Annotated in this window: 21 protein-coding genes and 2 tRNA genes; 8 read left to right on the top strand and 15 right to left on the bottom strand. The window is 31.6% G+C overall.

The window, feature by feature from the left end:
• Positions 1-32: 32 nt before the first annotated feature.
• Both ACN0WB_RS02375 and ACN0WB_RS02370 read right to left on the bottom strand, forming a co-directional pair.
• Positions 33-1,103 carry an alanine racemase gene (locus ACN0WB_RS02375; RefSeq protein ID WP_417428444.1) on the bottom strand — a complete coding sequence of 357 codons (1,071 nt, stop codon included), beginning with the start codon at positions 1,101-1,103 and terminating at the stop codon, positions 33-35.
• Entirely contained in the window at positions 1,103-1,543 is a 441-nt protein-coding gene (locus tag ACN0WB_RS02370; RefSeq protein ID WP_417428442.1) for a GNAT family N-acetyltransferase, read from the bottom strand. Before ACN0WB_RS02370 ends, ACN0WB_RS02375 begins: the two co-directional genes overlap by 1 nt.
• A gap of 155 nt (positions 1,544-1,698) precedes the next feature.
• Between ACN0WB_RS02370 and ACN0WB_RS02365 the strand changes: the two genes are divergently transcribed.
• The gene (locus ACN0WB_RS02365) at positions 1,699-5,073 is read left to right on the top strand and encodes a methylmalonyl-CoA mutase family protein (protein WP_417428440.1); all 3,375 of its coding nucleotides are present in this window, start codon (positions 1,699-1,701) and stop codon (positions 5,071-5,073) included.
• 120 nt (positions 5,074-5,193) lie between these two features.
• The gene (locus ACN0WB_RS02360) at positions 5,194-5,811 is read left to right on the top strand and encodes a hypothetical protein (protein ID WP_417428438.1); all 618 of its coding nucleotides are present in this window, start codon (positions 5,194-5,196) and stop codon (positions 5,809-5,811) included.
• Between the two features lie 251 nt (positions 5,812-6,062).
• On the opposite strand, the gene ACN0WB_RS02355 is transcribed toward ACN0WB_RS02360, so the two are convergent.
• The 7 genes from ACN0WB_RS02355 to greA all read right to left on the bottom strand — a co-directional run bounded on the left by ACN0WB_RS02355 (position 6,063) and on the right by greA (position 11,922).
• Positions 6,063-6,136: transfer RNA gene (locus tag ACN0WB_RS02355), tRNA-Met, on the bottom strand.
• 50 nt (positions 6,137-6,186) lie between these two features.
• A complete protein-coding gene (locus tag ACN0WB_RS02350; protein ID WP_417428437.1) occupies positions 6,187-7,473 on the bottom strand; it encodes a thioredoxin-like domain-containing protein in 1,287 nt (428 codons plus the stop codon).
• Positions 7,474-7,537: 64 nt separating this feature from the next.
• On the bottom strand, positions 7,538-7,762 hold the full coding sequence (locus ACN0WB_RS02345; protein WP_417428435.1) for a signal peptidase: 225 nt from the start codon (positions 7,760-7,762) through the stop codon (positions 7,538-7,540).
• Positions 7,763-7,788: 26 nt separating this feature from the next.
• The gene (locus ACN0WB_RS02340; protein ID WP_417428433.1) at positions 7,789-9,684 is read right to left on the bottom strand and encodes a T9SS type A sorting domain-containing protein; all 1,896 of its coding nucleotides are present in this window, start codon (positions 9,682-9,684) and stop codon (positions 7,789-7,791) included.
• A gap of 119 nt (positions 9,685-9,803) precedes the next feature.
• Positions 9,804-10,967 (bottom strand): ATP-dependent Clp protease ATP-binding subunit ClpX, encoded by a 1,164-nt coding sequence (gene clpX / locus ACN0WB_RS02335; protein ID WP_417428431.1) that lies wholly within the window; start codon positions 10,965-10,967, stop codon positions 9,804-9,806.
• 48 nt (positions 10,968-11,015) lie between these two features.
• Complete coding sequence (locus ACN0WB_RS02330; protein WP_417428429.1) at positions 11,016-11,405, bottom strand: HIT family protein; 390 nt, start codon at positions 11,403-11,405, stop codon at positions 11,016-11,018.
• Positions 11,406-11,451: 46 nt separating this feature from the next.
• Complete coding sequence (gene greA, locus ACN0WB_RS02325) at positions 11,452-11,922, bottom strand: transcription elongation factor GreA (protein WP_417428427.1); 471 nt, start codon at positions 11,920-11,922, stop codon at positions 11,452-11,454.
• 175 nt (positions 11,923-12,097) lie between these two features.
• Between greA and ACN0WB_RS02320 the strand changes: the two genes are divergently transcribed.
• Both ACN0WB_RS02320 and dtd read left to right on the top strand, forming a co-directional pair.
• On the top strand, positions 12,098-12,550 hold the full coding sequence (locus ACN0WB_RS02320) for a hypothetical protein (protein ID WP_417428425.1): 453 nt from the start codon (positions 12,098-12,100) through the stop codon (positions 12,548-12,550).
• A gap of 6 nt (positions 12,551-12,556) precedes the next feature.
• Positions 12,557-13,006, top strand: a complete 450-nt coding sequence (gene dtd, locus ACN0WB_RS02315) for a D-aminoacyl-tRNA deacylase (protein ID WP_417428423.1) — start codon at positions 12,557-12,559, stop codon at positions 13,004-13,006.
• A gap of 125 nt (positions 13,007-13,131) precedes the next feature.
• Here the strand turns inward: dtd and yajC are convergent, their stop codons facing one another.
• The 3 genes from yajC to ACN0WB_RS02300 are packed head-to-tail and all read right to left on the bottom strand — an operon-like array spanning position 13,132 to position 14,855.
• Positions 13,132-13,458, bottom strand: a complete 327-nt coding sequence (yajC, locus tag ACN0WB_RS02310) for a preprotein translocase subunit YajC (protein ID WP_417428421.1) — start codon at positions 13,456-13,458, stop codon at positions 13,132-13,134.
• A 12-nt stretch (positions 13,459-13,470) separates the two neighbouring features.
• Complete coding sequence (locus ACN0WB_RS02305; RefSeq protein WP_417428419.1) at positions 13,471-13,944, bottom strand: DUF1573 domain-containing protein; 474 nt, start codon at positions 13,942-13,944, stop codon at positions 13,471-13,473.
• Positions 13,945-13,946: 2 nt separating this feature from the next.
• Positions 13,947-14,855 carry a transcription antitermination factor NusB gene (locus tag ACN0WB_RS02300; protein WP_417428417.1) on the bottom strand — a complete coding sequence of 303 codons (909 nt, stop codon included), beginning with the start codon at positions 14,853-14,855 and terminating at the stop codon, positions 13,947-13,949.
• Positions 14,856-14,913: 58 nt separating this feature from the next.
• On the opposite strand from ACN0WB_RS02300, the gene ACN0WB_RS02295 reads away from it, so the two are divergent.
• Together ACN0WB_RS02295 and ACN0WB_RS02290 are read left to right on the top strand one after the other, a co-directional pair.
• Positions 14,914-16,575 carry an ABC transporter ATP-binding protein gene (locus ACN0WB_RS02295; protein WP_417428415.1) on the top strand — a complete coding sequence of 554 codons (1,662 nt, stop codon included), beginning with the start codon at positions 14,914-14,916 and terminating at the stop codon, positions 16,573-16,575.
• 100 nt (positions 16,576-16,675) lie between these two features.
• Positions 16,676-17,011, top strand: a complete 336-nt coding sequence (locus ACN0WB_RS02290; protein ID WP_417428413.1) for a DUF3276 family protein — start codon at positions 16,676-16,678, stop codon at positions 17,009-17,011.
• Between the two features lie 234 nt (positions 17,012-17,245).
• Here ACN0WB_RS02290 and ACN0WB_RS02285 read toward each other — a convergent pair.
• From ACN0WB_RS02285 to ACN0WB_RS02275, 3 genes are all read right to left on the bottom strand, one after another.
• Positions 17,246-17,319: transfer RNA gene (locus ACN0WB_RS02285), tRNA-His, on the bottom strand.
• Positions 17,320-17,356: 37 nt separating this feature from the next.
• Entirely contained in the window at positions 17,357-18,076 is a 720-nt protein-coding gene (bshB1, locus tag ACN0WB_RS02280; RefSeq protein ID WP_417428411.1) for a bacillithiol biosynthesis deacetylase BshB1, read from the bottom strand.
• Positions 18,077-18,184: 108 nt separating this feature from the next.
• Entirely contained in the window at positions 18,185-18,466 is a 282-nt protein-coding gene (locus ACN0WB_RS02275; protein WP_417428409.1) for a hypothetical protein, read from the bottom strand.
• Between the two features lie 366 nt (positions 18,467-18,832).
• On the opposite strand from ACN0WB_RS02275, the gene tkt reads away from it, so the two are divergent.
• On the top strand, positions 18,833-20,839 hold the full coding sequence (gene tkt / locus ACN0WB_RS02270; RefSeq protein ID WP_417428407.1) for a transketolase: 2,007 nt from the start codon (positions 18,833-18,835) through the stop codon (positions 20,837-20,839).
• A 1-nt stretch (position 20,840) separates the two neighbouring features.
• Positions 20,841-21,302 carry an RpiB/LacA/LacB family sugar-phosphate isomerase gene (locus ACN0WB_RS02265; RefSeq protein WP_417428405.1) on the top strand — a complete coding sequence of 154 codons (462 nt, stop codon included), beginning with the start codon at positions 20,841-20,843 and terminating at the stop codon, positions 21,300-21,302.
• Position 21,303: the final 1 nt, after the last annotated feature.

Genomic DNA, 21,303 nt, shown 5'->3' with positions numbered 1-21,303 from the left:
AACAAATGTAAATTGAATGCAATTAATAAACTTTAAACGACTCTTTTTTCAATATAATTAGAATTCATCGCTCGCAATGCGCCCATATAATTAATAGAAAAATCTAATAAATCACCTACTTTATAATTCTGTTTATTTTCTCCTAAATCTAAAATGATCATATCGGAACTAGAACCAAAATAACCAATACTTTCATCTTTTGGAAAAATATTCACACGGTCTAAATCCAGAATTCCTAGATCTAAAATCGCTCTGAAAGAAGTTTTCCCAATTAAATTTTCTTCAATTTGATAACTTTCTCCTTCCAGGTTTGTTCCAAAATCTCCTTCTGGGACCATCGGTTTTTCTATTAATTCTATTATTTCTGCTTGAAGAGTGAAAACATCTTGTTCCAAAAGATTACTTTTTTCATCTTTATATACATCCGTTCCTTGGTAAAGTGTTTCGCCCACACGAAAATGATTAATTCCTGCAGGTAACATTTTTTTAAAAATCAACGGAATAGTAACAGAAGAACCACCCGAAACGAATGGGATTTTTTTATCAAATGTAGCTTCTATCAATTGCTTATAAAGACAAAGCTGAATTAATTTATCCGTATTTGGTAAAACACCAAAAAGACAAGAAAGATTTGCGCCTAAACCAACAACCTCGATATTTGGCAACTCAAAAACCTGTTTGTAAAAATTAATTACGTTTTCCCGCATCACACCTTCGCGAAGTTCTCCCAACTCAATCATAATTATTATTTTATGATTTTTTTTCTGTTTTACAGCTTCTTCAGATAATGCTTTAATGGTTTCAATATTAGTATTCATACTAATATCCGCATATTTTATTACAGAAGAAACCGATCTTTTTGGAGTGGGTTTTATATAAATTGTTTCCATTTCTGGATTCAATTTTTTAATCATTCTAAGATTACTTACTCTTGAATCACAAACTTGCGTAGGATTTAATGCCAAAATTTCTCTTAAAAAAAGTTCATTACCACAAAGAATCTTAGTAACAACAGACCAATGAATATCTTTCGATTTAAATAAATAATCTAATCTATCAAAATTATAACGCAATTTCTCACGGTGTAAAGTAATTGTTGCCATTATTTTACCAGTCTCATTTCTAAATATTTGTTGGTAAAACCCAATTTTTCGTATAATTTCTTGGCGGGGTTATTGGGTTCCACGTGTAATGCAATATTTCCTTCTGCCGTTTCGATGGCTTTTTCCATTAATTGTCGCCCAATTCCTTGTCCCCGTTTTTCTGAATCTGTAGCAATGTAAACCAAAATATTTTCTGGAATATAATCCTTCATTCCTGTTTTATTAATTATGGCTGCTCCAACAATTTTCTCTTCCAAAAAAGCGACACAAATAAATCCTCCAAAAGATTCAGTTTCTTTTAACGCGTAATTCATACATTTTAAAATATCTTCTTTTGGATCACCATATTCCTCTAAACTTTTAAAAAGAAAATTTACTACAGCTTCTTTTTCGGAAGCCGAAGGTTTTTTTTCAAAAGTATAAGTTTTAATTTCTAACATAATTAAATTTTATAAAAATCTTCTACAAAGGTAAGAATCTCAGATTTGATGTCTTAAAAGTCTATTTTAAATAATTTCTTTTAAAAAAATCAACACTCCAAATTCCTTTTAGTTTTTTCTAGAATGTTTATCTTTGGACTTTATCAAAAATTATTATGTCAACTGAAAATTATTCTCCAAAAAATAAAGTAAGAATTGTAACTGCAGCTTCACTTTTTGATGGACACGATGCGGCAATCAATATTATGCGCCGCGTAATCCAAGGAACAGGTTGCGAAGTTATTCATCTTGGTCACGATAAATCTGCGGAAGAAGTTGTGAATTGTGCCATTCAAGAAGATGCAAATGCAATTGCTTTAACTTCTTATCAAGGCGGTCACAATGAATATTTTAAATATATTTATGACTTATTGCGGGAAAAAAATGCGCCACAAATCAAGATTTTTGGCGGTGGCGGCGGTGTAATTTTACCCGAAGAAATTAAGGATTTAATGGATTATGGGATTGACAGAATTTACTCGCCCGATGACGGAAGAGAACTCGGTTTACAGGGAATGATAGATGATTTGGTAAAACAAAGTGATTTTGCAACAGGAAAAAATATTGAAGTTTCAGATTTAGATAAAATTAAATTTGAAGATTCTAAAACCATTGCGGAAGTTATTTCTGCGGTTGAAAATTTTTCTGATGAAAAACAAGATTTAGTTAAAAAAATAGATTCTACAGTTTTAGAAAATGAAAAATATTCTAAAATCCCAATTATAGGAATTACTGGAACGGGCGGCGCGGGAAAATCTTCCTTGACCGACGAATTAGTTAGAAGATTTTTACGCTCAAATCCAGAGAAAAAAATTGCGATAATTTCTATTGATCCATCCAAGAAAAAAACGGGCGGTGCGCTTTTGGGCGATAGAATTAGAATGAATTCTATAAATGACAAACGCGTTTATATGCGTTCGATGGCGACGCGTGAAAATAATGTTTCGGTTTCTCCGTACATTCATTCCGCTTTAAATATTTTAAAATTAGCCGAACCAGATGCAATCATTTTAGAAACTTCGGGAATTGGACAATCTGGTTCTGAAATTACAGACATCGCCGATCTTTCAATGTATGTGATGACACCGGAATATGGTGCTTCTACACAATTGGAAAAAATTGATATGTTGGATTATGCGGATTTAATTGCTTTAAATAAGTCCGATAAACGTGGCGCTTTAGACGCGATTCAAGCGGTGAGAAAACAATATCAAAGAAATCATCTTTTATTTGATAAAAAATTAGATGAGATGCCAGTTTTTTCTACAAAAGCAAGTCAGTTTAATGATTGGGGAACCACGGAATTATTTAATATTCTAATTAATAAATTAAATGAAAAATTTCCAGAATTAAATTTCCAAGAATATGTGGAGCAAAATCATCAAGAAGAAACCACAATTATTCCGCCGAGAAGAGTTCGCTACTTATCAGAAATCGTTGATAATAACCGAGAATATGATGAAGATGTGAAAAACCAAGCTTTAACAGCGAAAAAATTATATCTTATTGATGGAACGAGAAAACTAATTACCGATGATAAAGCAACTTCAGATAAATTAGAAAAAGTCTATCTGAAGACTAAAAAAGATTTATCAGAAGAAAATATTCTATTTTTAAAAGGATGGAAGAATTTTAAGGAACAAATGAAAGAAGATTTTTACTCTTATTTTGTGCGTGGCAAAGAAATAAAAGCAGAAACTTCTACTAAAAGTTTATCTGGTTTAAAAATTCCAAAAATTGCTTTGCCTAAATTTCAAGATTGGGGAGATTTAATTCAATGGAAAGGACAAGAAAATGTTCCTGGACAATTTCCTTTTACAGCAGGAATTTATCCTTTTAAAAGAACTGGCGAAGATCCGACCAGAATGTTTGCAGGTGAAGGCGGACCAGAAAGAACGAACCGAAGATTTCATTATGTTTCTGCAGATATGCCTGCAAAAAGACTTTCAACAGCGTTTGATTCTGTTACACTTTACGGACAAGACCCAGCTTTGCCACCCGATATTTACGGAAAAATTGGAAATGCGGGTGTTTCTATTGCAACTTTAGATGATGCGAAAAAATTATATTCTGGCTTTGATTTAGTGGATGCAATGTGCTCCGTTTCTATGACAATAAATGGACCTGCGCCGATGCTTCTATCTTTTTTTATGAATGCGGCTATTGATCAAAATTGTGAAAAATATATTTCTGAAAACGGTTTAGAAAAACTAGTTGAAGCAAGATTAAAAGAAAAATACGACGATAAAAATTTAAAAAGACCCGTTTATACAGGTGAATTACCACCAAATAATAATGGTTTAGGTTTAAAACTTTTAGGTTTAACTGGTGATGAAATTTTATCGCCAGAAATTTATGCAGAAATTAAAAATAAAACAATCGCAACTGTTCGTGGAACCGTGCAAGCAGATATTTTAAAAGAAGATCAAGCGCAAAACACCTGTATTTTTTCCACAGAATTTGCATTGAGATTAATGGGCGATGTGCAGCAGTATTTTATTGATGAAAAAGTAAGAAACTTTTATTCCGTTTCCATTTCAGGTTATCACATTGCGGAAGCTGGCGCAAATCCAATTTCACAATTGGCTTTTACGCTTTCAAATGGTTTTACTTATGTAGAATATTATTTAAGTCGCGGAATGAATATTAACGATTTTGCGCCAAATTTATCTTTCTTTTTCAGCAACGGAATTGATCCAGAATATGCTGTAATTGGAAGGGTTGCAAGAAGAATTTGGGCAAAAGCGATGAAAATAAAATATGGTGCAGATGAAAGAAGTCAAATGTTAAAATATCATATTCAAACTTCTGGACGTTCTTTGCACGCGCAAGAAATTGATTTTAATGATATCAGAACAACGCTTCAAGCGCTTTATGCAATTTACGATAATTGTAATTCTCTCCATACAAACGCATATGATGAAGCGATTACAACTCCAACTGAGGCATCTGTTCGTAGAGCAATGGCGATTCAATTAATTATAAACAAAGAATTAGGTTTGGCTAAAAATGAAAATCCGTTGCAAGGTTCGTTTATTATTGAAGAATTAACGGATTTAGTGGAAGAAGCAGTTTATGCAGAATTTGATAAAATTACAGAACGCGGTGGCGTTTTGGGAGCGATGGAAACGATGTATCAACGTTCAAAAATTCAAGAAGAATCAATGCATTATGAGTGGATGAAACATACGGGAGAATTTCCGATTATTGGCGTGAATACATTTTTAGGAAAAGATGGTTCGCCAACAGTTTTACCGAAAGAAGTCATTCGTTCCACAGACGAAGAGAAAAAAATCCAGATTGCTAATGTGAAAAATTATCAAAAAGCACACGCTGAAAAATCCAGAGAAATTTTAAAAGAACTCCAACTGGCGGCAGTCAACCAAGAAAATTTATTTGAAATAATGATGGAAGCCGGAAAATATTGTTCTTTGGGTGAAATTACCAATGCGCTATTTGAAGTGGGCGGAAGATATAGACGGAATATGTAGGATAGAACTCCTACATCAGATTCAAGATTCATGTAATATAAAAAATCTCTCAAAAGTTTGAGAGATTTTTTATATTTGTGCATGAAATCTTTTAAAATATTACTACTGGCTATTTTCTCTTTGACTACAGCCACGGCGTTTGCACAGCAATCAGCGAAAAAGATCGGCATCATATTCAATATCGACGGGCCCTATAAAATTTACAAACAAGCTATGTATGGTACTGGCGGAACTGATAGAGATGTAAGTAAGGATGATAAATTCTACGATTTAATACAATTTTTAGGGACAGAAAAAGCTAATCCGTTGCCAAGACTGGAGGAATTCTATATTAACACGTTAAAAGAAAAAGGATACGAGGTGGTTGTACTTCATGATACGATAGATGCGAAAAATTTTTCTGTATTTACGGCGACAAAAAAGAAAATAGATTTCCGCCAGTTTAAAGAAAAGTATGATGTGGATGAACTAATGGTTGTAAAAGGACAGTACGGATTGGAGCTGGAAAAAGTTGGTGCTTTTAATGGTGACAAGAGAACAAATATCACTTTCACTAATTTTTGGATGGATACAAATACCAATGTTTTGAAAAAAGAATTCTATGTTTCTAAATACCAAAATATAACAAAGAAAGATATGCTGAATCCCCCGGATTATCCGAATGTAACGGAAAGTATGGATATTTTGCTCAACAAAAAAGTTTTTCGAAGTCTGAAATCGCAACTTGAAGATTATTAGTACAATTTTAAAAATTTGAGGAAAGTTCGACTGAAATTCGATTTTATTTTTATCGAGGATGATCAATCTTGACTTCGGAAGAAAAAACAAACCTCAACATAGCCCCGATAGAAATGGAAAGCCCGGAAGGTGCCGTAGGCGACTGAGGACTTGAAATGGATAGCGGGTAAAGTGGTGAACAAAGCGAAAATTGTGTTGCTCCTAATTTCAAAAAAAAATCCGCAGACAAACATGCCTGCGGATTTGCTTTGTAGCGAAGACGGGAATTGAACCCGTGACCTCAGGGTTATGAATCCTGCGCTCTAACCGACTGAGCTACCTCGCCTTTTTTAAGGTGGTGCAAATATAAAAAATTATTGCGAGTTACAAAAAGGTTTATTTTAGTTTTAGGAAATTAATTACATCGCCCACGTGATCGGGTTTTGCGATGATCTTATTGTTACTATCTAAAATAAAATAAGTCGGCGTGGCGTGCACATTATACTTTTCTGCGTAAGAACTATTCCAACCTCTAATTTCTGCATCATTAATCCAAGGTAAATCTTTCACTCGATTTTCATATGCTTCTTTGTCATTATCTAATGAGAGACCAATAATTTGAATATTCTGAGCTTTTAAGGTTGCATATTTTTCAATTAATTTTGGTAATTCTGCTTCACAGTGAGAACAAGTAGATGACCAAAACATAATGATTTTCTTTGATGCTTTTACATCATAAATTGATTTTGCAGAAGTATTTTTAGGATTTGTAAAAGTATAATTTTGGAATGTGGCTCCTAATTCAACGTTTTTATTTGTGGCAATTGTTCCGGCAAGTCGATCATTAATTGTACATTTTAAACTAGTCGCTTCGGCAAGATATTTCTTTTTGAGATCTTCCATTTCGTAAGTATCAAAGATTTCAATAAGTTCTGATAATACGGTTTGACCGCGTGGAGATTCAACATTTACGGCTTTTAAAAGTTTATCTATTGAAGTTGTAACTGATGCTTTTGGAGCATTATTTAAATATGAAAGTAAAATTGGCTTTAAAAGAGAAGAGCTTTCTAACATTTCATTAGAGTTTGTAATAAAATCTATAATGTTTTGTTCAGAGATTATTGGTGAAGTTGCATCTGGAGCTAAAAATTTTTTATAATTATCGTTATAAAAAGCAATAAAAGGATGAGAAGATTTATCATAAACAACATTTTGAGATAATCTTTCAATTTCTTGATTAAGAGCGCTTTTAAAAGGTGAATCTACTCTATAATAGCTAATCATTTGATAAAGAGCGGGAAGAATTATTTCCTTTTTCTGCATTATATCTTGAACTTCATTCATTATACGATTAGAATTATCAATGTATTTTATGGTTGAAATTTTGTCACCAGATAAATTGAAACTGATATTCACATTTTTATTCTCAGAAATGAGATTGATTGCATTATTTCCTTTTGGTAGATAAATTTTCATCATTCCTTCATAAGAATTTGGAACAGAAAATGACCATCCTTTATTGTCTTTTATAGACTTTGAAGATAATACATCTTTGGATCCATTTAAAGTATAAAGATAGGCTTCATCACCTAGCTTTGCATCTGGAGAATCTATGCTAACTGTAAATTGCGCATTCAAAAAAGATCCACAAAAAACAATAATAAATATTACAAACTTTTTCATGATGTAAATATAAAAAAATCTCACAGAAAACTCTGCGAGACAATAGGTTAAATATACATTAAAATTATATTTTACTCAACTTATTTTTTTTATAAAAATAGAAAATTAAAACAATTGCGATTACGAAAAGAATTATCTCATACATATCTATTGGACTTGTAGGTGGCGCTCCTGGACCGATAACTCCACCGCCACCCGGTCTTGGTGGACCTGCGTAAAGACAGTTTATACCAATAGTAAAAAATAATACAAGAGTTCCTAATATTTTAATAATAAATTTACTTTTCATTTCATTTTGTGGATTCGCAAGCCTAATTATCTGATAATTTTTACTGAGGACTTTTCTCCTTTTTCAGAAATTGTATTTACAATATAAGCTCGGGTTTCTTTTTCTAGTTCTAAAACAAAATCATTACCCGTCGAAACATTTTTCTTAGATAGAATTAGTTTTCCGCTCATATCATAAACTTGAACGTCAGCTTTTTTCCAATTAGGGTCAAATCTTATAATATAATTATCTATTTGTGGATTATAAACCACTTGTGTTCTATTTTGTTTTTTAACTGTGGATCCCGTTGCTAAATAAGAATCTGGTTTGCCATAATATAATCCATATTCTGCGTAGTTATCTAAAACTGTTGTAGGAATTGACATTCCTTGTGATATTTTTTTCACATCACCATTTTCTTCTTTATAATAAAAACCAATTCCCGTAGAAAGATTTGAAGCATCCTCTGCTAAAAGATTTTCATTTTCTCTAATTTCAAATTTTAATGTCTTGATATTATCACTATAAAGCGACAATGGCACTGATTTTCCTTTAAAATCTTGTTCGTTCACTTCATTAATGTATAACCAATATAAACCTGCATAATAATCGTCAAAACCTCCTTCTACTGGTTTTTCTTCATAAGTTCCAATTATATTTGTATTGTCATTTAGAACCTGTGTGCTGGTTTGTGGATTATACCCGGTAACACCATTATTATAAACGACAAAATAAGTTCTTCCCATTTCTTCACCAGCTGCATTGTAAGCGATAACACCTAATTGTTTTACAGTTGAAGTTGCTCTATCGGAGTTTTTTGCTGCCGTTACAGAATAATTTGAACCTGCTCTAACAACATTCTTGAATCTTCTTAATTTATCAAAATTTAAAGTTGCAGATGTACTATTTGTCAATTTAATTACAAAAGTCTGCAAAGGTTTAATAATTAATCCGGACAAATCTCCTGTGGCTACACCGGAAGCAAAAGTAACATATTGTGCATTGGTACTATATGACCCAACTGTTGTGCTTCCGTAAGTTACTCCTGGTGAAAATCTTATCCCTTGAATATTATTTATATAATTTCCATCATTATCTGGTGTATCTTTATAAATCCAAGATAAATCTAAGTTTGTGAGATAAGGGTTAGAATACTGATAAATATTTTTACCATAATTACCCGTCCATGGAGTTGCTCCATCCCAATCATCCTGCAAATATGTGTTAAACTTTTCATTATAGATGTTTCGTGCAGTTCCGTTAACTCCAAAAGTAGCAACTTTTGATGCTGCTCCTGTAAGAGTTTTAGAAATTCCTTCTGCAAATGGCTTACCCATTAAAGTGTAAACACCTGTTGCTCCACCTGGAGGATTGGCTGTATCTAAATTTAAAGTTCCAAGCATATAATACGCTGCAGGATCTGTTATATCGGTATTAATATTTGTATTTCTTGCAACTACATATTCCTGATCGTATTTTAAAATTTCATTTTGAGAATATCTTGTATTAGAAAACGTTTTTCCTAATTCTGAGTTTAATGTATTTAATGTTTTATTGTAAAAAGGTAAGCCAATTTGTTGATAAGTCCCTTGCTTTGTATCTCTATATTCTTTATATACATTACCTGTGATATCACTTTGTGTTAATCCAGAAATATATAATTGACCATAACTACTTGTAGTAAAATTTGCTGGATCTGTAAGCTTAAGAACAAAATTATTAGTACCGGCGGTTTCAAATTTATCTGTACTTGGTGTCCCTACAATCATTACGTTGCCGTAATTATTAAATTTTCCTGTAGCGTCCACTTTTAAACCGCCTCCATTATAAACCAAGGTATTTGCAGAGACCGTAATTAAGCCAGAATTTCCGACATAGGTTAATTGGCCACTCAAAAAGAGGCCAAGTAAAACTAGGCTAAAAACGTATAAATTCTTTCTCATTTGTGTTGATATTGTAAGAATTTAAAACAAGACTACTGTCAGTCTACGCGACAAAGGTAATATTAAATTTTAAATAATTATAACATATTTTTTTCTCGTGCGAAATTAAAAAAAATTTTTCAAATGGTAATTTTTTTATCTACTACATCTATGTTATACATATAATCTTCTAATATCTTTTCTGTAGTACCTCTCAATCCTCTTGCTCCTAAACCTTTTTCTAAAGTTTCTTCTACTATATTCAATATACTATTTTTTGAGAATTTTAGATTTATTCCATCCATTTTAAATAATTCTACATATTGATTTACGATAGAATTTTTTGGTTCTGTCATAATACGCATCATGGTTTCTTTAGTTAATTTATCCAAATAAGTGATAATTGGAAATCTACCTAAAAGCTCTGGAATTAAACCAAATGTTTTTAAATCAACCGCATTTAATTGGCTTAAAATATAATCTTCTTCTTCAACTTTATTTAATTTCTCCGCACTGAAACCGATTGCTTGTTTATTCAATCTTCTTTCGATAATTTCTTTAATACCATCAAACGCACCGCCTGCAATAAATAAAATATTTTGTGTATTAACTTGAATGTATTTTTGATCTGGATGTTTTCTTCCTCCTTGTGGCGGAACATTTACAATACTTCCTTCTAATAATTTCAACAAACCTTGTTGTACACCTTCTCCAGAAACATCTCGCGTCAAACTTGGATTATCAGATTTTCTTGCAATTTTATCAATTTCATCAATGAAAACAATTCCTTTTTCAGCTTTTTCTACATCAAAATCTGCAACCATTAATAAACGTGACAAAATACTTTCCACATCTTCACCAACATAACCTGCTTCTGTTAAAATTGTGGCATCAACAATACAAAAAGGAACATTTAATTCTCTCGCAATAGTTTTTGCTAAAAGTGTTTTTCCCGTTCCTGTTTCTCCAATCATTATAATATTGGATTTCTCAATTTCTACTTCTCGGTTTTCATCTTTTGCATGAAGCAAGCGTTTGTAATGATTGTAAACTGCGATTGACATTTGCTTTTTCGCTTGTTCTTGTCCAATTACATATTGATCTAAAAAAGTCGTAATTTCTCGAGGTTTTTTTAATTCTTCTAATTTTTCTGCGGGTGAAAATTTTGATTGTTCGTCTCCTTCTTTTACTATTAAATGTGCTTGTTCTATACAATTTTCACAAATAAAACCTTCTTGCCCAGAAATAAGCATTTTCACTTCATTTCTTTTTCTTCCGCAAAAGGAACATTGGTTTGAGTTCATATTTTATATTTATTAATCAAAAAAAGGCATTATCTGCCTTTTTAATTTTTATGAATTTTTTATTAAATTTTGAATGTTTTTATATTCTTCATCGGATAATTTTAATCTGACATTTTTGAAATTCATATCTTCCATTTTATTTATCGGTATTAAATGAATATGTGCATGCGGAACTTCTAAGCCTACAACAGCCAATCCTACGCGTTTACATTCAATTGCTTTTTTTATTTTTTTTGCTACTTTTTGAGCAAATCCAAACAATTCCTTAAATTCTTCAGATTCTATATCAAAAATTAAATCCGTTTGTTTTTTTGGAATTACCAAAGTATGACCCGCTACCAAAGGTGAAGCATCTAAAAATGCCAAAAAATTTTCATCTTCTGCAATTTTATAAGAAGGAATCTCACTTTTAATAATTTTTGTAAAAACAGTTTCCATTATATTCTATTTAATCAATTTAGAATTACAATTTTTATTCCTAAAATTAAATACTAATATTTAAAATTTTAAAAGATAATTTATTACCATTTGGTAAAGTGATTTCTGCTGTATCACCGATTAATTTTCCAATTAAGCCTTTTGCAATCGGCGTACTAATTGAAATTTTTCCGTTTTTAATGTCGCTTTCTGTATCTGGAACTAAAGTGAATTTTTGTTCCTTATTTGTGTCTTTATTCAGCAAAGTTACAGTAGTTAAAATTGAAACTTTGGAAGTATCTAAGTTATTTTCATCAATAATTTTTGCTTCTGCTAAAATATTTTTAATCTTAGAAATCCGCATTTCCAACATTCCTTGTGCTTCTTTGGCGGCATCATATTCTGCGTTTTCAGATAAATCTCCTTTATCACGCGCTTCTGCAATTTGTTGCGTTATTCTTGGTCTCTCAATGGTTTCCAACTGTTCCAATTCAGTTTTCATTTTATCAAAACCTTCTTGTGTTACATAATTTGCCATTTCATAATTGTTTAGAGTGGATATAAAAAAATAATCCGACATTTGCCGGACAATATCTTTTCTTGATTTGTAGTTACAAAGATATAAATTTATTTTTATCAAATCGTGATATCAGTTTTGAGTAGCAAATGAAATTAAAATGCGATTGAAATAAAAAGAAAAATAAATAGCTTTTATGAATACTAAGACTTACAGCTTTAAAAATATAATAATATTGATTTTCAGCGCATTATTAATAACCAATTCTTGTGGTAATAGAGAAGAAACGGTAAGTTGTTTTCCCAATTCTCCCATTAATGTTATTTTAAATCTAAGTCTTCCTGCTTATCAAAATCTCCAAAATGTAGGCGGTTACATTTATGTAAACCAACAAAGCAGCGGAACTCGAGGTTTAATTGTGGTAAGAGCAACCAATTCTTTTAAGGTTTATGACCGAAATGCGCCACACATTTGCCCCGGAAATAATACCACTTTAGAAGTAAAAGATAATATAAAAATATTTTGTCCAAGTGATGGTGCAGAATGGATTTTAATTACGGGAGAACCAGTCAAAATCTCAAAAGTCCCGCCTAAAACATATCCCGCAAATTATGATTCTTCCACAGGTATTTTGACTATTTATAATTAATTTAGAATGAAAATTGTCATCCAAAGAGTTTCTGAAGCCAAAGTAGAAGTTGAAAACAAAACCGTCGGCGAAATTTCCAATGGTTTACTTTTGCTAATCGGTTTAGATGAAGAAGATACAAAAGGAGATGCAGAATGGCTCGTGAAAAAAATTTTAGATTTAAGAATTTTCAGCGATGAAGCTGGGAAAATGAATCTTTCCATTCAAGATATTTCGGGTGAAATTCTTTGCATTAGTCAGTTTACATTAATTTCAGATTATAAAAAAGGCAACCGTCCTTCCTTTATAAAAGCAGCAAAACCAGAATTAGCCTTAGATTTATTTAATTATTTTAAAACCGAAATCGCAAAATCCGATTTAAAAATAGAAAGCGGCATTTTCGCCGCAGATATGAAAGTAAGTTTAATAAATGACGGACCTGTAACTTTGGTTTTTGATAGTAAAACGAAAAATTAATTTAAATAATTCCATAAAGAAGTTTAAGAAGGAATCAAAAGCCAGATTTTTAGAAAATGATAAAGTTCTTTAACAAAAAAAATTCCAACTCATTTTTGCGTTGGAATTAAATTATTTAGAAAAAATTATTTTTTTGCGTCCGTATCTGGATATCTTTGCTGTGTAAATTCTCTAGAAATTGCAGCTTTTTCAAATTTTATTTTTCCAGCCATTGTCTCAATTACTACGCCGTCGTCCATTACTTGTGCAACTCTCCCCTGAATTCCAGAGGTCATCACGACACGAGAACCAATTTTAATATTTTCTTGAAAGTTTTTTTCATTTTTTTGTTTCTTCATTTGTGGACGAATCATAAGGAAATAAAATCCTACGAACATCACGCCCATCATTAGCAAAGTGGGTGTCATAGAACTTTCACCACCAACTGCTTGTAAAAATATTGTTGAAATCATTTTTTTTATTTTTTATTTAATATTTGCTGTAAAATTAATCATAATGGGTGCTTTTGCAACATTAGCAAACACTTGTGCGGTTTTATAAACACTTCCATCAAAAGCTTCGCTTTCAAACTTTAATGTAATTTTTCCTTTTTGTCCTGGTAAAATTGGTTCCTTTGTAAATTCTGAAATTGTACAACCACAAGTAGGTTTCACTTCAGAGATAATTAATGGGTTTTTTCCAGTATTGGTCACTTCATAAGTGTGGTGTTTTACATCTCCTTTTTTGATTGTTCCAAAATCAAAAGTATCTTCGGATAATGCAATGTTTGTTAACGGTTTTGATTGCGCTTCTTTAATTAAAGCCTCATTCGGATTTACTGGTCCTGCAACCATTGTGTCAATATGCAATTGATCTGCAGGTTGACTTTTTTTCTCGCAAGATTGAAATGCAGAAATTGCTAAAACGCTAATTGCTAATAATTTAAAGCTAACTTTCATAACTAAACTCTATTTTTATCTTTAATATATTTATCTAAAATACCATTTACAAATATATTAGATTTTTCTGTAGAAAACACTTTAGAAATCTCAATATATTCATTCATTATAACTGCAGAAGGAGTGAAAGGGAAGTAATCCATTTCGGTAATTGCGGTAATGATGATGATTTTATCAATTAATGAAATGCGCTCCAAATCCCAATTTTGAAGACGTTCTTTCACTTTTTCTTCACTTTCCTCTAAATGACTCACTGCATATTTCAATAAATTTTTTGCAAAATCTATATCGTCATCATTTTTAAACATTTTAATTAATGTATGACTGCTTTGATTAGGCTTTAAAAATCCTACAGTTTTTTGAATCATTGAATTTGCAATGTGAAAATCATCTGTCCAACTCAATTCTTTTTCTTCTAAATGCTCATGGAAATCTGTATTTTCTGCTATGTACCGAAGAAATAATTTGCCAATAAATTTTTGATCATCTTCGAAAGAATAAGTGTGTTCTTCCTGCATAAAATCTTGGTATCTTTTTCCCGCTTTTATACGCTGAAAGGTTTTTACCAAAAGATCGTCATATAAATCCCATTTTAATTCTAAATGTTTAGAAGTGAAATTTAAACGCTCTGTATTTTCTTCTAATTGAAGTAAAACTTTGTTATTAATAAATTTTTGATTTGGATTAATCGAAGATTCTGACTTAATATATTTGTGTTTGCCAATTTCTATTTGCTGTTCTGCAACATTCTTTAAAGCAACTAAAAAATTAAGTTCATAAATGTACAAATGATAAATTTTATCTATTTGTGATATCATGTTTTTTTCCAAAATATCCGCTCCTATCGGATTTTGATAATAAGAATAGAGTGTTTCCACAACTTTTTCACGAATTTGTCTTCTTCCTAACATTCAAAGAACTTTTTTGTGCCGCAAAGATAATATAAAAATTTGTAATTTTGCCTCTCGTATGAATGCTTTAAAAACCCTTAATCCTTATTTTCTTAAACATAAACTCCTGCTTTTTTACGGGTTTATATTCATTATTCTTAGTAATTTCTTTAATATTTATAAAGTACATTTTATTGGAGATTCTGTTAATGAAATCGCCAATTTTAAAACAAGCGGTTTTAATGCGAAAGTTTTAATAAATGTGGGGATTATTATTGGTTCTTCACTTTTAACGGGATTTTTTACTTTCATGATGAGACAAACCATAATTGTAGCATCTAGAAGAATAGAATACGAACTAAAAAATAAAATTTACCGCCATTATCAAGAAATTTCAATTACAGATTATAAAAAAACAACCATTGGTGATTTATTAAACCGCCTAAGCGAAGATGTTGTTGCAATTAGAATGTATCTCGGTCCGGGTGTAATGTATATTGCAAATCTTTTAGTTTTAGTTTCCATCACCACCATTTATATGGTAAGAACGGATGTTTCTATGACTTTATGGACCTTAATTCCCTTACCGATTTTATCTTTTTTGATTTATAAAGTAAGTTCTATAATCAATAAAAAATCTAAAATAAAACAAAAAAGTCAGTCTGCAATTTCCACTTTTGTAACAGATAGTTTTTCAGGAATTCGTGTAATTAAATTTTTTGCAAAAGAAAAATATATAGAACAAAACTACAGTGATAAAGTTCGTGATTATCAAGATAAATCTTTAGATCTTGCAAAAACCGAAGCCTATTTTTTTACTATTATTTTATTTGTAATTGGTTTGCTTAATGTTGCGATTCTCTTTATTGGCGGACAAAAATATATTTCTGGTGAAATGAACGTCGGAACGATTGCAGAATTTTTTATGTATATAAATATTCTTATTTTTCCATTTTCAATGCTTGGTTGGGTAACTTCCATTAATCAAAGAGCAGCGGCTTCCATGCAGCGCGTGAATGAGTTTTTAGATATGCAATCAGACATTATTAATAAAAACACCAACCAATACGAAATAAACGGCGACATAGAATTTCGAAATGTTTCTTACACTTATCCAAATACAGGAATAAAAGCATTAGATAATTTATCTTTTAAAATTAAAGCGGGAAAATCACTTGCAATAATGGGAAAAACTGGAAGCGGTAAATCTACAATTGCTATGCTTTTAAGCAGATTAATTGAACCCGATGAAGGTGAAATTTTAATTGACGGAAAAAATTTAAAAGACCACAATTTAAAAGTGTATCGTGCAAACTTGGGCTTTGTTCCACAAGAAAGTTATTTATTTTCTGATACAATTGAAAATAATATCGGTTTTGCATTAGACAAACCTTCTCACAAATTAGTAGAAGAAATGGCGAAAACTGCAGACGTTCACAATAATATCATTGGTTTTAAAAATAAATATGAAACCATGGTCGGAGAAAGAGGAGTAATGCTTTCTGGTGGACAAAAACAGAGAATTTGCATTGCAAGAGCTCTAATAAAACAACCCAAAATATTAATTTTTGATGACTCCCTTTCCGCTTTAGATACCGAAACGGAAGAAAATATTCTGAAAAATATTGACGAAAAAATTAATAACAGCACCAATATTATTATAACTCACCGAGAATCCAGCGCGAAGAGAGCCGATAAAATTCTTCATTTAATACCAATTGACACCTTCGAACTTGCGTAAATTATTGATTGTTATTGATTTAAACAAAAAGATAAAATAATTTTGAAATTAAAAGAATTCTTTTATATTTGTTATAACAAGATTTACAAAATAGCGTAAAATGAGCGATTACAAGGAAAGAAACGAAAATGAAATTTTCACAAAAGTTTTAAAGGCAGGGAGAAGAACCTATTTTTTTGATGTTCGAGAAACCAAAGCAGGCGATTATTATCTTACCATTACAGAAAGCAAAAAGAGTTTTGGCGAAAACGGAGCCGCATCTTTTGAAAAGCATAAAATCTATCTTTACAAAGAGGATTTCGCCCAATTTGGTGAGATGTTTACAGAAGCTTCAAATTTCATCATAGAAAACAAAGGCGAAGATGTAATTTCAGAAAGGCACGACAAAGATTTCAAATCAAAATCTTTCACTATAGATTCGGAGGACGAAATTTAAAAAACTTTAAAGCATTTAATTTATTAGATGCTTTTTTTGGCGCACATTTCGTGCTTCTCCGCTGTATCTTTTTATGCCAGAGAATTCATATTAATATATCCTTAATCACAAGCATAAAAAGGATGTCGCTTCTATTACGGCCGCAATTCGGAAATAAAATAATTTAAATATTCCTGAATTTTATTCAAATTAATAAAAAAAGTGTTCCGAAATTTCGGAACACTTTTTATTTTGGGTGGATGATGGGTCTCGAACCCACGACCTTCGGTACCACAAACCGACGTTCTAACCAACTGAACTACAACCACCGTTTTCAGAAGTGCAAATATAATATTTTATCTACTATTAACAAACAATTCCGTCAAAATTTTTGAATGCTATTAACTTTTCTGTTGTAAAACCTTCTGCAAAATTAACACCCGATAATCTGCCTAAATCTTGCGCGCGGTAAGTTAAACTTTCTAAGAAATCTTTGGTTGCAATTGGGGTAATTGGTTCTTTACTTTCTGGATTATAAAATTGCGTTTTGTAAGCTAAACATGCTTCAATTTTTTTATTCATAAAATCTGAAATATCATATACAAAATCAGGTGTAATGTTTTTCCATTGGATATAATGAAAAATCTGTTTTGGTCTCCAAACTTCTTGGTTTTCTCCATTTAATTCTGTTTCAATTTTTTTTAAACCCGCTAAAAAACATGCGTCAGAAATAAGTTTTGCAGCTTTTGCATGATCTGGATGTCGATCATCTATGGCGTTGCAAAATAAAATTTCCGGTTTGTATTTTCTTATTATTTTTACAATTTGCATTTGGTATTCGTCAGAATTTTTTAAAAATCCATCTTTCATGCCTAAATTTTCTCTGTGTGCAATTCCTAAAATCTCACATGCCGTTTTTGCTTCTTGCGCTCTGGTTTGGTCTGTCCCACGAGTCCCAAGTTCTCCTCGTGTTAAATCTACAATTGCAACTGTTTTCCCTTCGGAAATTAATTTTGCAAGTGTTCCTCCGCAACCAAGTTCTACATCATCTGGATGCGCTCCCATTGCTAAAAAATCTACTTTCATTATGTAAAGATAAATATTTATAAAGAAAAATCCACTCAAAAAATTGAGCGGATTTAATATATAAGGTTTCGCTTGTGGCAATTCTTGCTTAGCGAAGAATTGCTTTGCTTAATGTGCAGCGTGAGATTCGTGCAAATAAGGACCGCGACCTTTTGGCTCATTATAAATAATTTCTACACCTTCTTGTTCGTAAATTTTTTTAAATCTTACTTCTTCCGGATCAAATGCTTTTGATTTCCCAAAATACTCCCAAAGTCCTTCTGTAAGCCACAATGGAATTACAAAACTAAAAAACATAAAAATTGCCCAAAAGCCAATTAAGAACATGATTACAAAATAAACCGTCCATAAAAATTGGTAAAACGGCCAAAAAGCAGATAACATTGTCATTGTAATAGAATTTAGGCAAAAATACTTCAAAAATTCTTTAAGACAAAAGTTTTAATAGCAAATTTTCATATTTCATGAAGTTTTTATTCCACTATAACTTTTAAATCCTAAAAAATAATTTCAAATGAAAAAGATGATTATGATATTTTTTTTTCTAATTAAAAAAAATTTTATTCAAGTTTTTAAAACTATAGTTAGAACAAACATTTTTAAACTTGGGAATAAAGAAATGGAATTAATTTTGCATCACCATTCCGTAAGATTTTCTTCAATCCTTCTTAAATCTTATATATCCTTTTTTGAAAAAAATCCGAAATTTAATTTCAAAAAATCACTTTAAAGAAGAAAATTAGATAATTTTATACAATGGAAAACGAAAATTTAATTCAAAAAAATATTGATACTGTTAGAGTTTTAGCAGCAGATGCCGTTCAAAATGCAGATTCAGGACATCCGGGAACACCGATGGGTTTAGCTCCAATTGGTTACGCTTTATGGACAAAAGAAATGAATTATAATCCAAAAAATCCAGAATGGGCAAATCGGGATCGCTTCATTCTTTCTTGCGGTCATGCCTGTATGTTGCAATACAGTTTTTTGTATTTGACGGGATATAAAGTTACTTTAGATGATATTAAAAAATTTCGCCAATTACACAGCATTACTGCGGGACATCCAGAATATGGTTTAATGCCTGGAATTGAAGTTACAACTGGTCCTCTTGGTCAAGGTTTTGCAAACGGAGTTGGTTTTGCAATTGCGCAAAAATATATGGCGGCGAGATATAACCAACCAGATTTTGATATTTTCGATTATAAAATTTACGCAATTTGTAGCGACGGTGATTTGATGGAAGGCGTTTCTGCAGAAGCGGCTTCTCTCGCAGGTCATTTAAAATTGGGAAATCTAATTTATTTGTACGATGATAATCATATAACAATTGAAGGAGAAACGGATTTAACCTTTAATGAAGATGTCGGAAAAAGATTTGAAGCTTACGGATGGCAAGTTCAGAATGTCTCCGACGGAACCGATTTAAAAGAAATTTCAGAAGCAATTAAAAATGCAAGAAATGAAACAGAACGTCCCTCTTTAATAAAAGTTCAAACCGTAATCGGCTATGGAAGTCCAAACAAACATGGAACTTCCGCAGCGCATGGTTCTCCACTTGGTGAAGAAGAAGTACGATTGGTAAAAGAAAATTTTGGATTTGATCCCGATAAAAGTTTTCAAGTTCCAGATGAGGTTTTAGAATTTTATAGAAAAATAGGCGGAGAAGGTGCGAAAAAAGAAACCCATTGGAACGAACTTTACAAAAGATACAAAGAAAGACATCCTAAACTTGCTGAAGAATATGAAAATATTCGTGATGGAAAACTTCCAAAAGATTGGGAGAAAAAACTACCCGTTTTTGAAGCAAGTGAAAAAATTGCCACTCGAAAAGCTTCTGGAAAAACTTTAAATGCAATCGCAGAATTTTTACCACAATTAATTGGTGGTTCTGCGGATTTAGCGCCTTCTACAGATACGAATCTTGATAATTATAAATCCTTTTCACCTAAAAACTGGGATGGAAGAAATTTTCATTTTGGAATTCGAGAACACGCAATGGGAGCGGTTTTAAATGGAATGGCTTTAAGTAAATTCATAATTCCTTATGGTGCAACTTTTCTCATTTTTTCTGATTATATGCGACCACCACTTCGATTGGCGGCAATTATGAAAATCCGTCCCATTATGGTTTATACACATGACAGTATCGGACTTGGTGAAGATGGAACGACGCATCAACCGGTTGAACAATTAATTGGATTGCGTTCGGTTCCAAATATGACGGTAATTCGTCCTGCAGATGCAAATGAAACCGCACAAGCGTGGAGAGTTGCCATTGAAATTACGGATAATCCAGTTTGCATTGTTTTGACGAGACAAGGAACTCCCGTAATCGATCAAAAAAAATATACTAAAGCCAAAGAATTAGAGAAAGGCGCCTACATTTTATCCGATTCAGAAAAAACTCCAGATATAATTTTAATGGCAACTGGTTCTGAAGTTCAGTTAATTTTAGAAGCCCAAGAAATTTTGAAAAAAGAAGGAATTCAAGCGAGAGTGGTCAGTTTTCCATCTTGGAACTTATTCGAAAAACAAAGTGACGCTTATAAAGAAAAAGTATTTCCAAAGTCAATCAGAAAAAGATTATCTGTTGAGGCTGGTTCTTCTATTGGTTGGTTAAAATATACAACTGATGATGGAGATTCTATTGGAATTGACAAATTTGGAGAATCGGCTCCCGGAAACGAAGTGATGAAAGAATATGGATTTTCAGTAGAAAATGTTTTGCAAAAAGCCAAATCTTTACTTCAAAAAAAATAAAATGCAAATAAAATCAAGTAAAAAGATTGGAATCTGTGCAGATCACGGTGGTTTTGAATTGAAGCAAAAACTCATTCCATTTTTAGTTAAAAATAATTTTGATATCGTGGATTTTGGCGCAGTTATTTTAGATAATTCAGACGATTTCCCAGACTTTGTAATTCCTTTAGCGAAAGCTGTTTCAAACGCGGAAGTTTTTCGTGGAATTGCAATATGTGGAAGCGGAGTTGGTGCTTGTATTGCCGCCAATAAAATCTCAGGAGTTCGCGCCGCTTTGATTACCGATTATTTTTCTGCGCATCAAGGCGTAGAAGATGATGATATGAATTTGATTTGCCTCGGAGGAAGAATTACAGGTTTTGCAAGTGCAGAAGAATTTGTTTTGGCATTTTTAAATGCAAAATTCATCGGTGCAGAAAGGCATTTGCGGCGCTTAAAAAAAATTCAGGAAATTGAAAAATAGT

This window comes from Halpernia sp., assembly GCF_048269545.1.
Classification (GTDB): Bacteria; Bacteroidota; Bacteroidia; order Flavobacteriales; family Weeksellaceae; genus Halpernia.
Note: the sequence above shows the minus strand (reverse complement) of the source record. Positions and strands in the feature narration are given on the sequence as shown.

Bases quoted from the DNA above. Each gene is read 5' to 3' on its own strand.
- ACN0WB_RS02295 (WP_417428415.1), top strand. From the start codon at position 14,914: ATGAATGCTTTAAAAACCCTTAATCCTTATTTTCTTAAACATAAACTC.
- greA (WP_417428427.1), bottom strand. From the start codon at position 11,922: ATGGCAAATTATGTAACACAAGAAGGTTTTGATAAAATGAAAACTGAA.
- dtd (WP_417428423.1), top strand. From the start codon at position 12,557: ATGAAAATTGTCATCCAAAGAGTTTCTGAAGCCAAAGTAGAAGTTGAA.
- ACN0WB_RS02365 (WP_417428440.1), top strand. From the start codon at position 1,699: ATGTCAACTGAAAATTATTCTCCAAAAAATAAAGTAAGAATTGTAACT.
- ACN0WB_RS02345 (WP_417428435.1), bottom strand. From the start codon at position 7,762: ATGAAAAGTAAATTTATTATTAAAATATTAGGAACTCTTGTATTATTT.
- clpX (WP_417428431.1), bottom strand. From the start codon at position 10,967: ATGAACTCAAACCAATGTTCCTTTTGCGGAAGAAAAAGAAATGAAGTG.
- ACN0WB_RS02290 (WP_417428413.1), top strand. From the start codon at position 16,676: ATGAGCGATTACAAGGAAAGAAACGAAAATGAAATTTTCACAAAAGTT.
- ACN0WB_RS02350 (WP_417428437.1), bottom strand. From the start codon at position 7,473: ATGAAAAAGTTTGTAATATTTATTATTGTTTTTTGTGGATCTTTTTTG.
- ACN0WB_RS02340 (WP_417428433.1), bottom strand. From the start codon at position 9,684: ATGAGAAAGAATTTATACGTTTTTAGCCTAGTTTTACTTGGCCTCTTT.
- ACN0WB_RS02305 (WP_417428419.1), bottom strand. From the start codon at position 13,944: ATGAAAGTTAGCTTTAAATTATTAGCAATTAGCGTTTTAGCAATTTCT.
- ACN0WB_RS02370 (WP_417428442.1), bottom strand. From the start codon at position 1,543: ATGTTAGAAATTAAAACTTATACTTTTGAAAAAAAACCTTCGGCTTCC.
- ACN0WB_RS02265 (WP_417428405.1), top strand. From the start codon at position 20,841: ATGCAAATAAAATCAAGTAAAAAGATTGGAATCTGTGCAGATCACGGT.
- ACN0WB_RS02375 (WP_417428444.1), bottom strand. From the start codon at position 1,103: ATGGCAACAATTACTTTACACCGTGAGAAATTGCGTTATAATTTTGAT.
- ACN0WB_RS02330 (WP_417428429.1), bottom strand. From the start codon at position 11,405: ATGGAAACTGTTTTTACAAAAATTATTAAAAGTGAGATTCCTTCTTAT.
- tkt (WP_417428407.1), top strand. From the start codon at position 18,833: ATGGAAAACGAAAATTTAATTCAAAAAAATATTGATACTGTTAGAGTT.
- ACN0WB_RS02320 (WP_417428425.1), top strand. From the start codon at position 12,098: ATGAATACTAAGACTTACAGCTTTAAAAATATAATAATATTGATTTTC.
- ACN0WB_RS02300 (WP_417428417.1), bottom strand. From the start codon at position 14,855: ATGTTAGGAAGAAGACAAATTCGTGAAAAAGTTGTGGAAACACTCTAT.
- bshB1 (WP_417428411.1), bottom strand. From the start codon at position 18,076: ATGAAAGTAGATTTTTTAGCAATGGGAGCGCATCCAGATGATGTAGAA.
- yajC (WP_417428421.1), bottom strand. From the start codon at position 13,458: ATGATTTCAACAATATTTTTACAAGCAGTTGGTGGTGAAAGTTCTATG.
- ACN0WB_RS02275 (WP_417428409.1), bottom strand. From the start codon at position 18,466: ATGACAATGTTATCTGCTTTTTGGCCGTTTTACCAATTTTTATGGACG.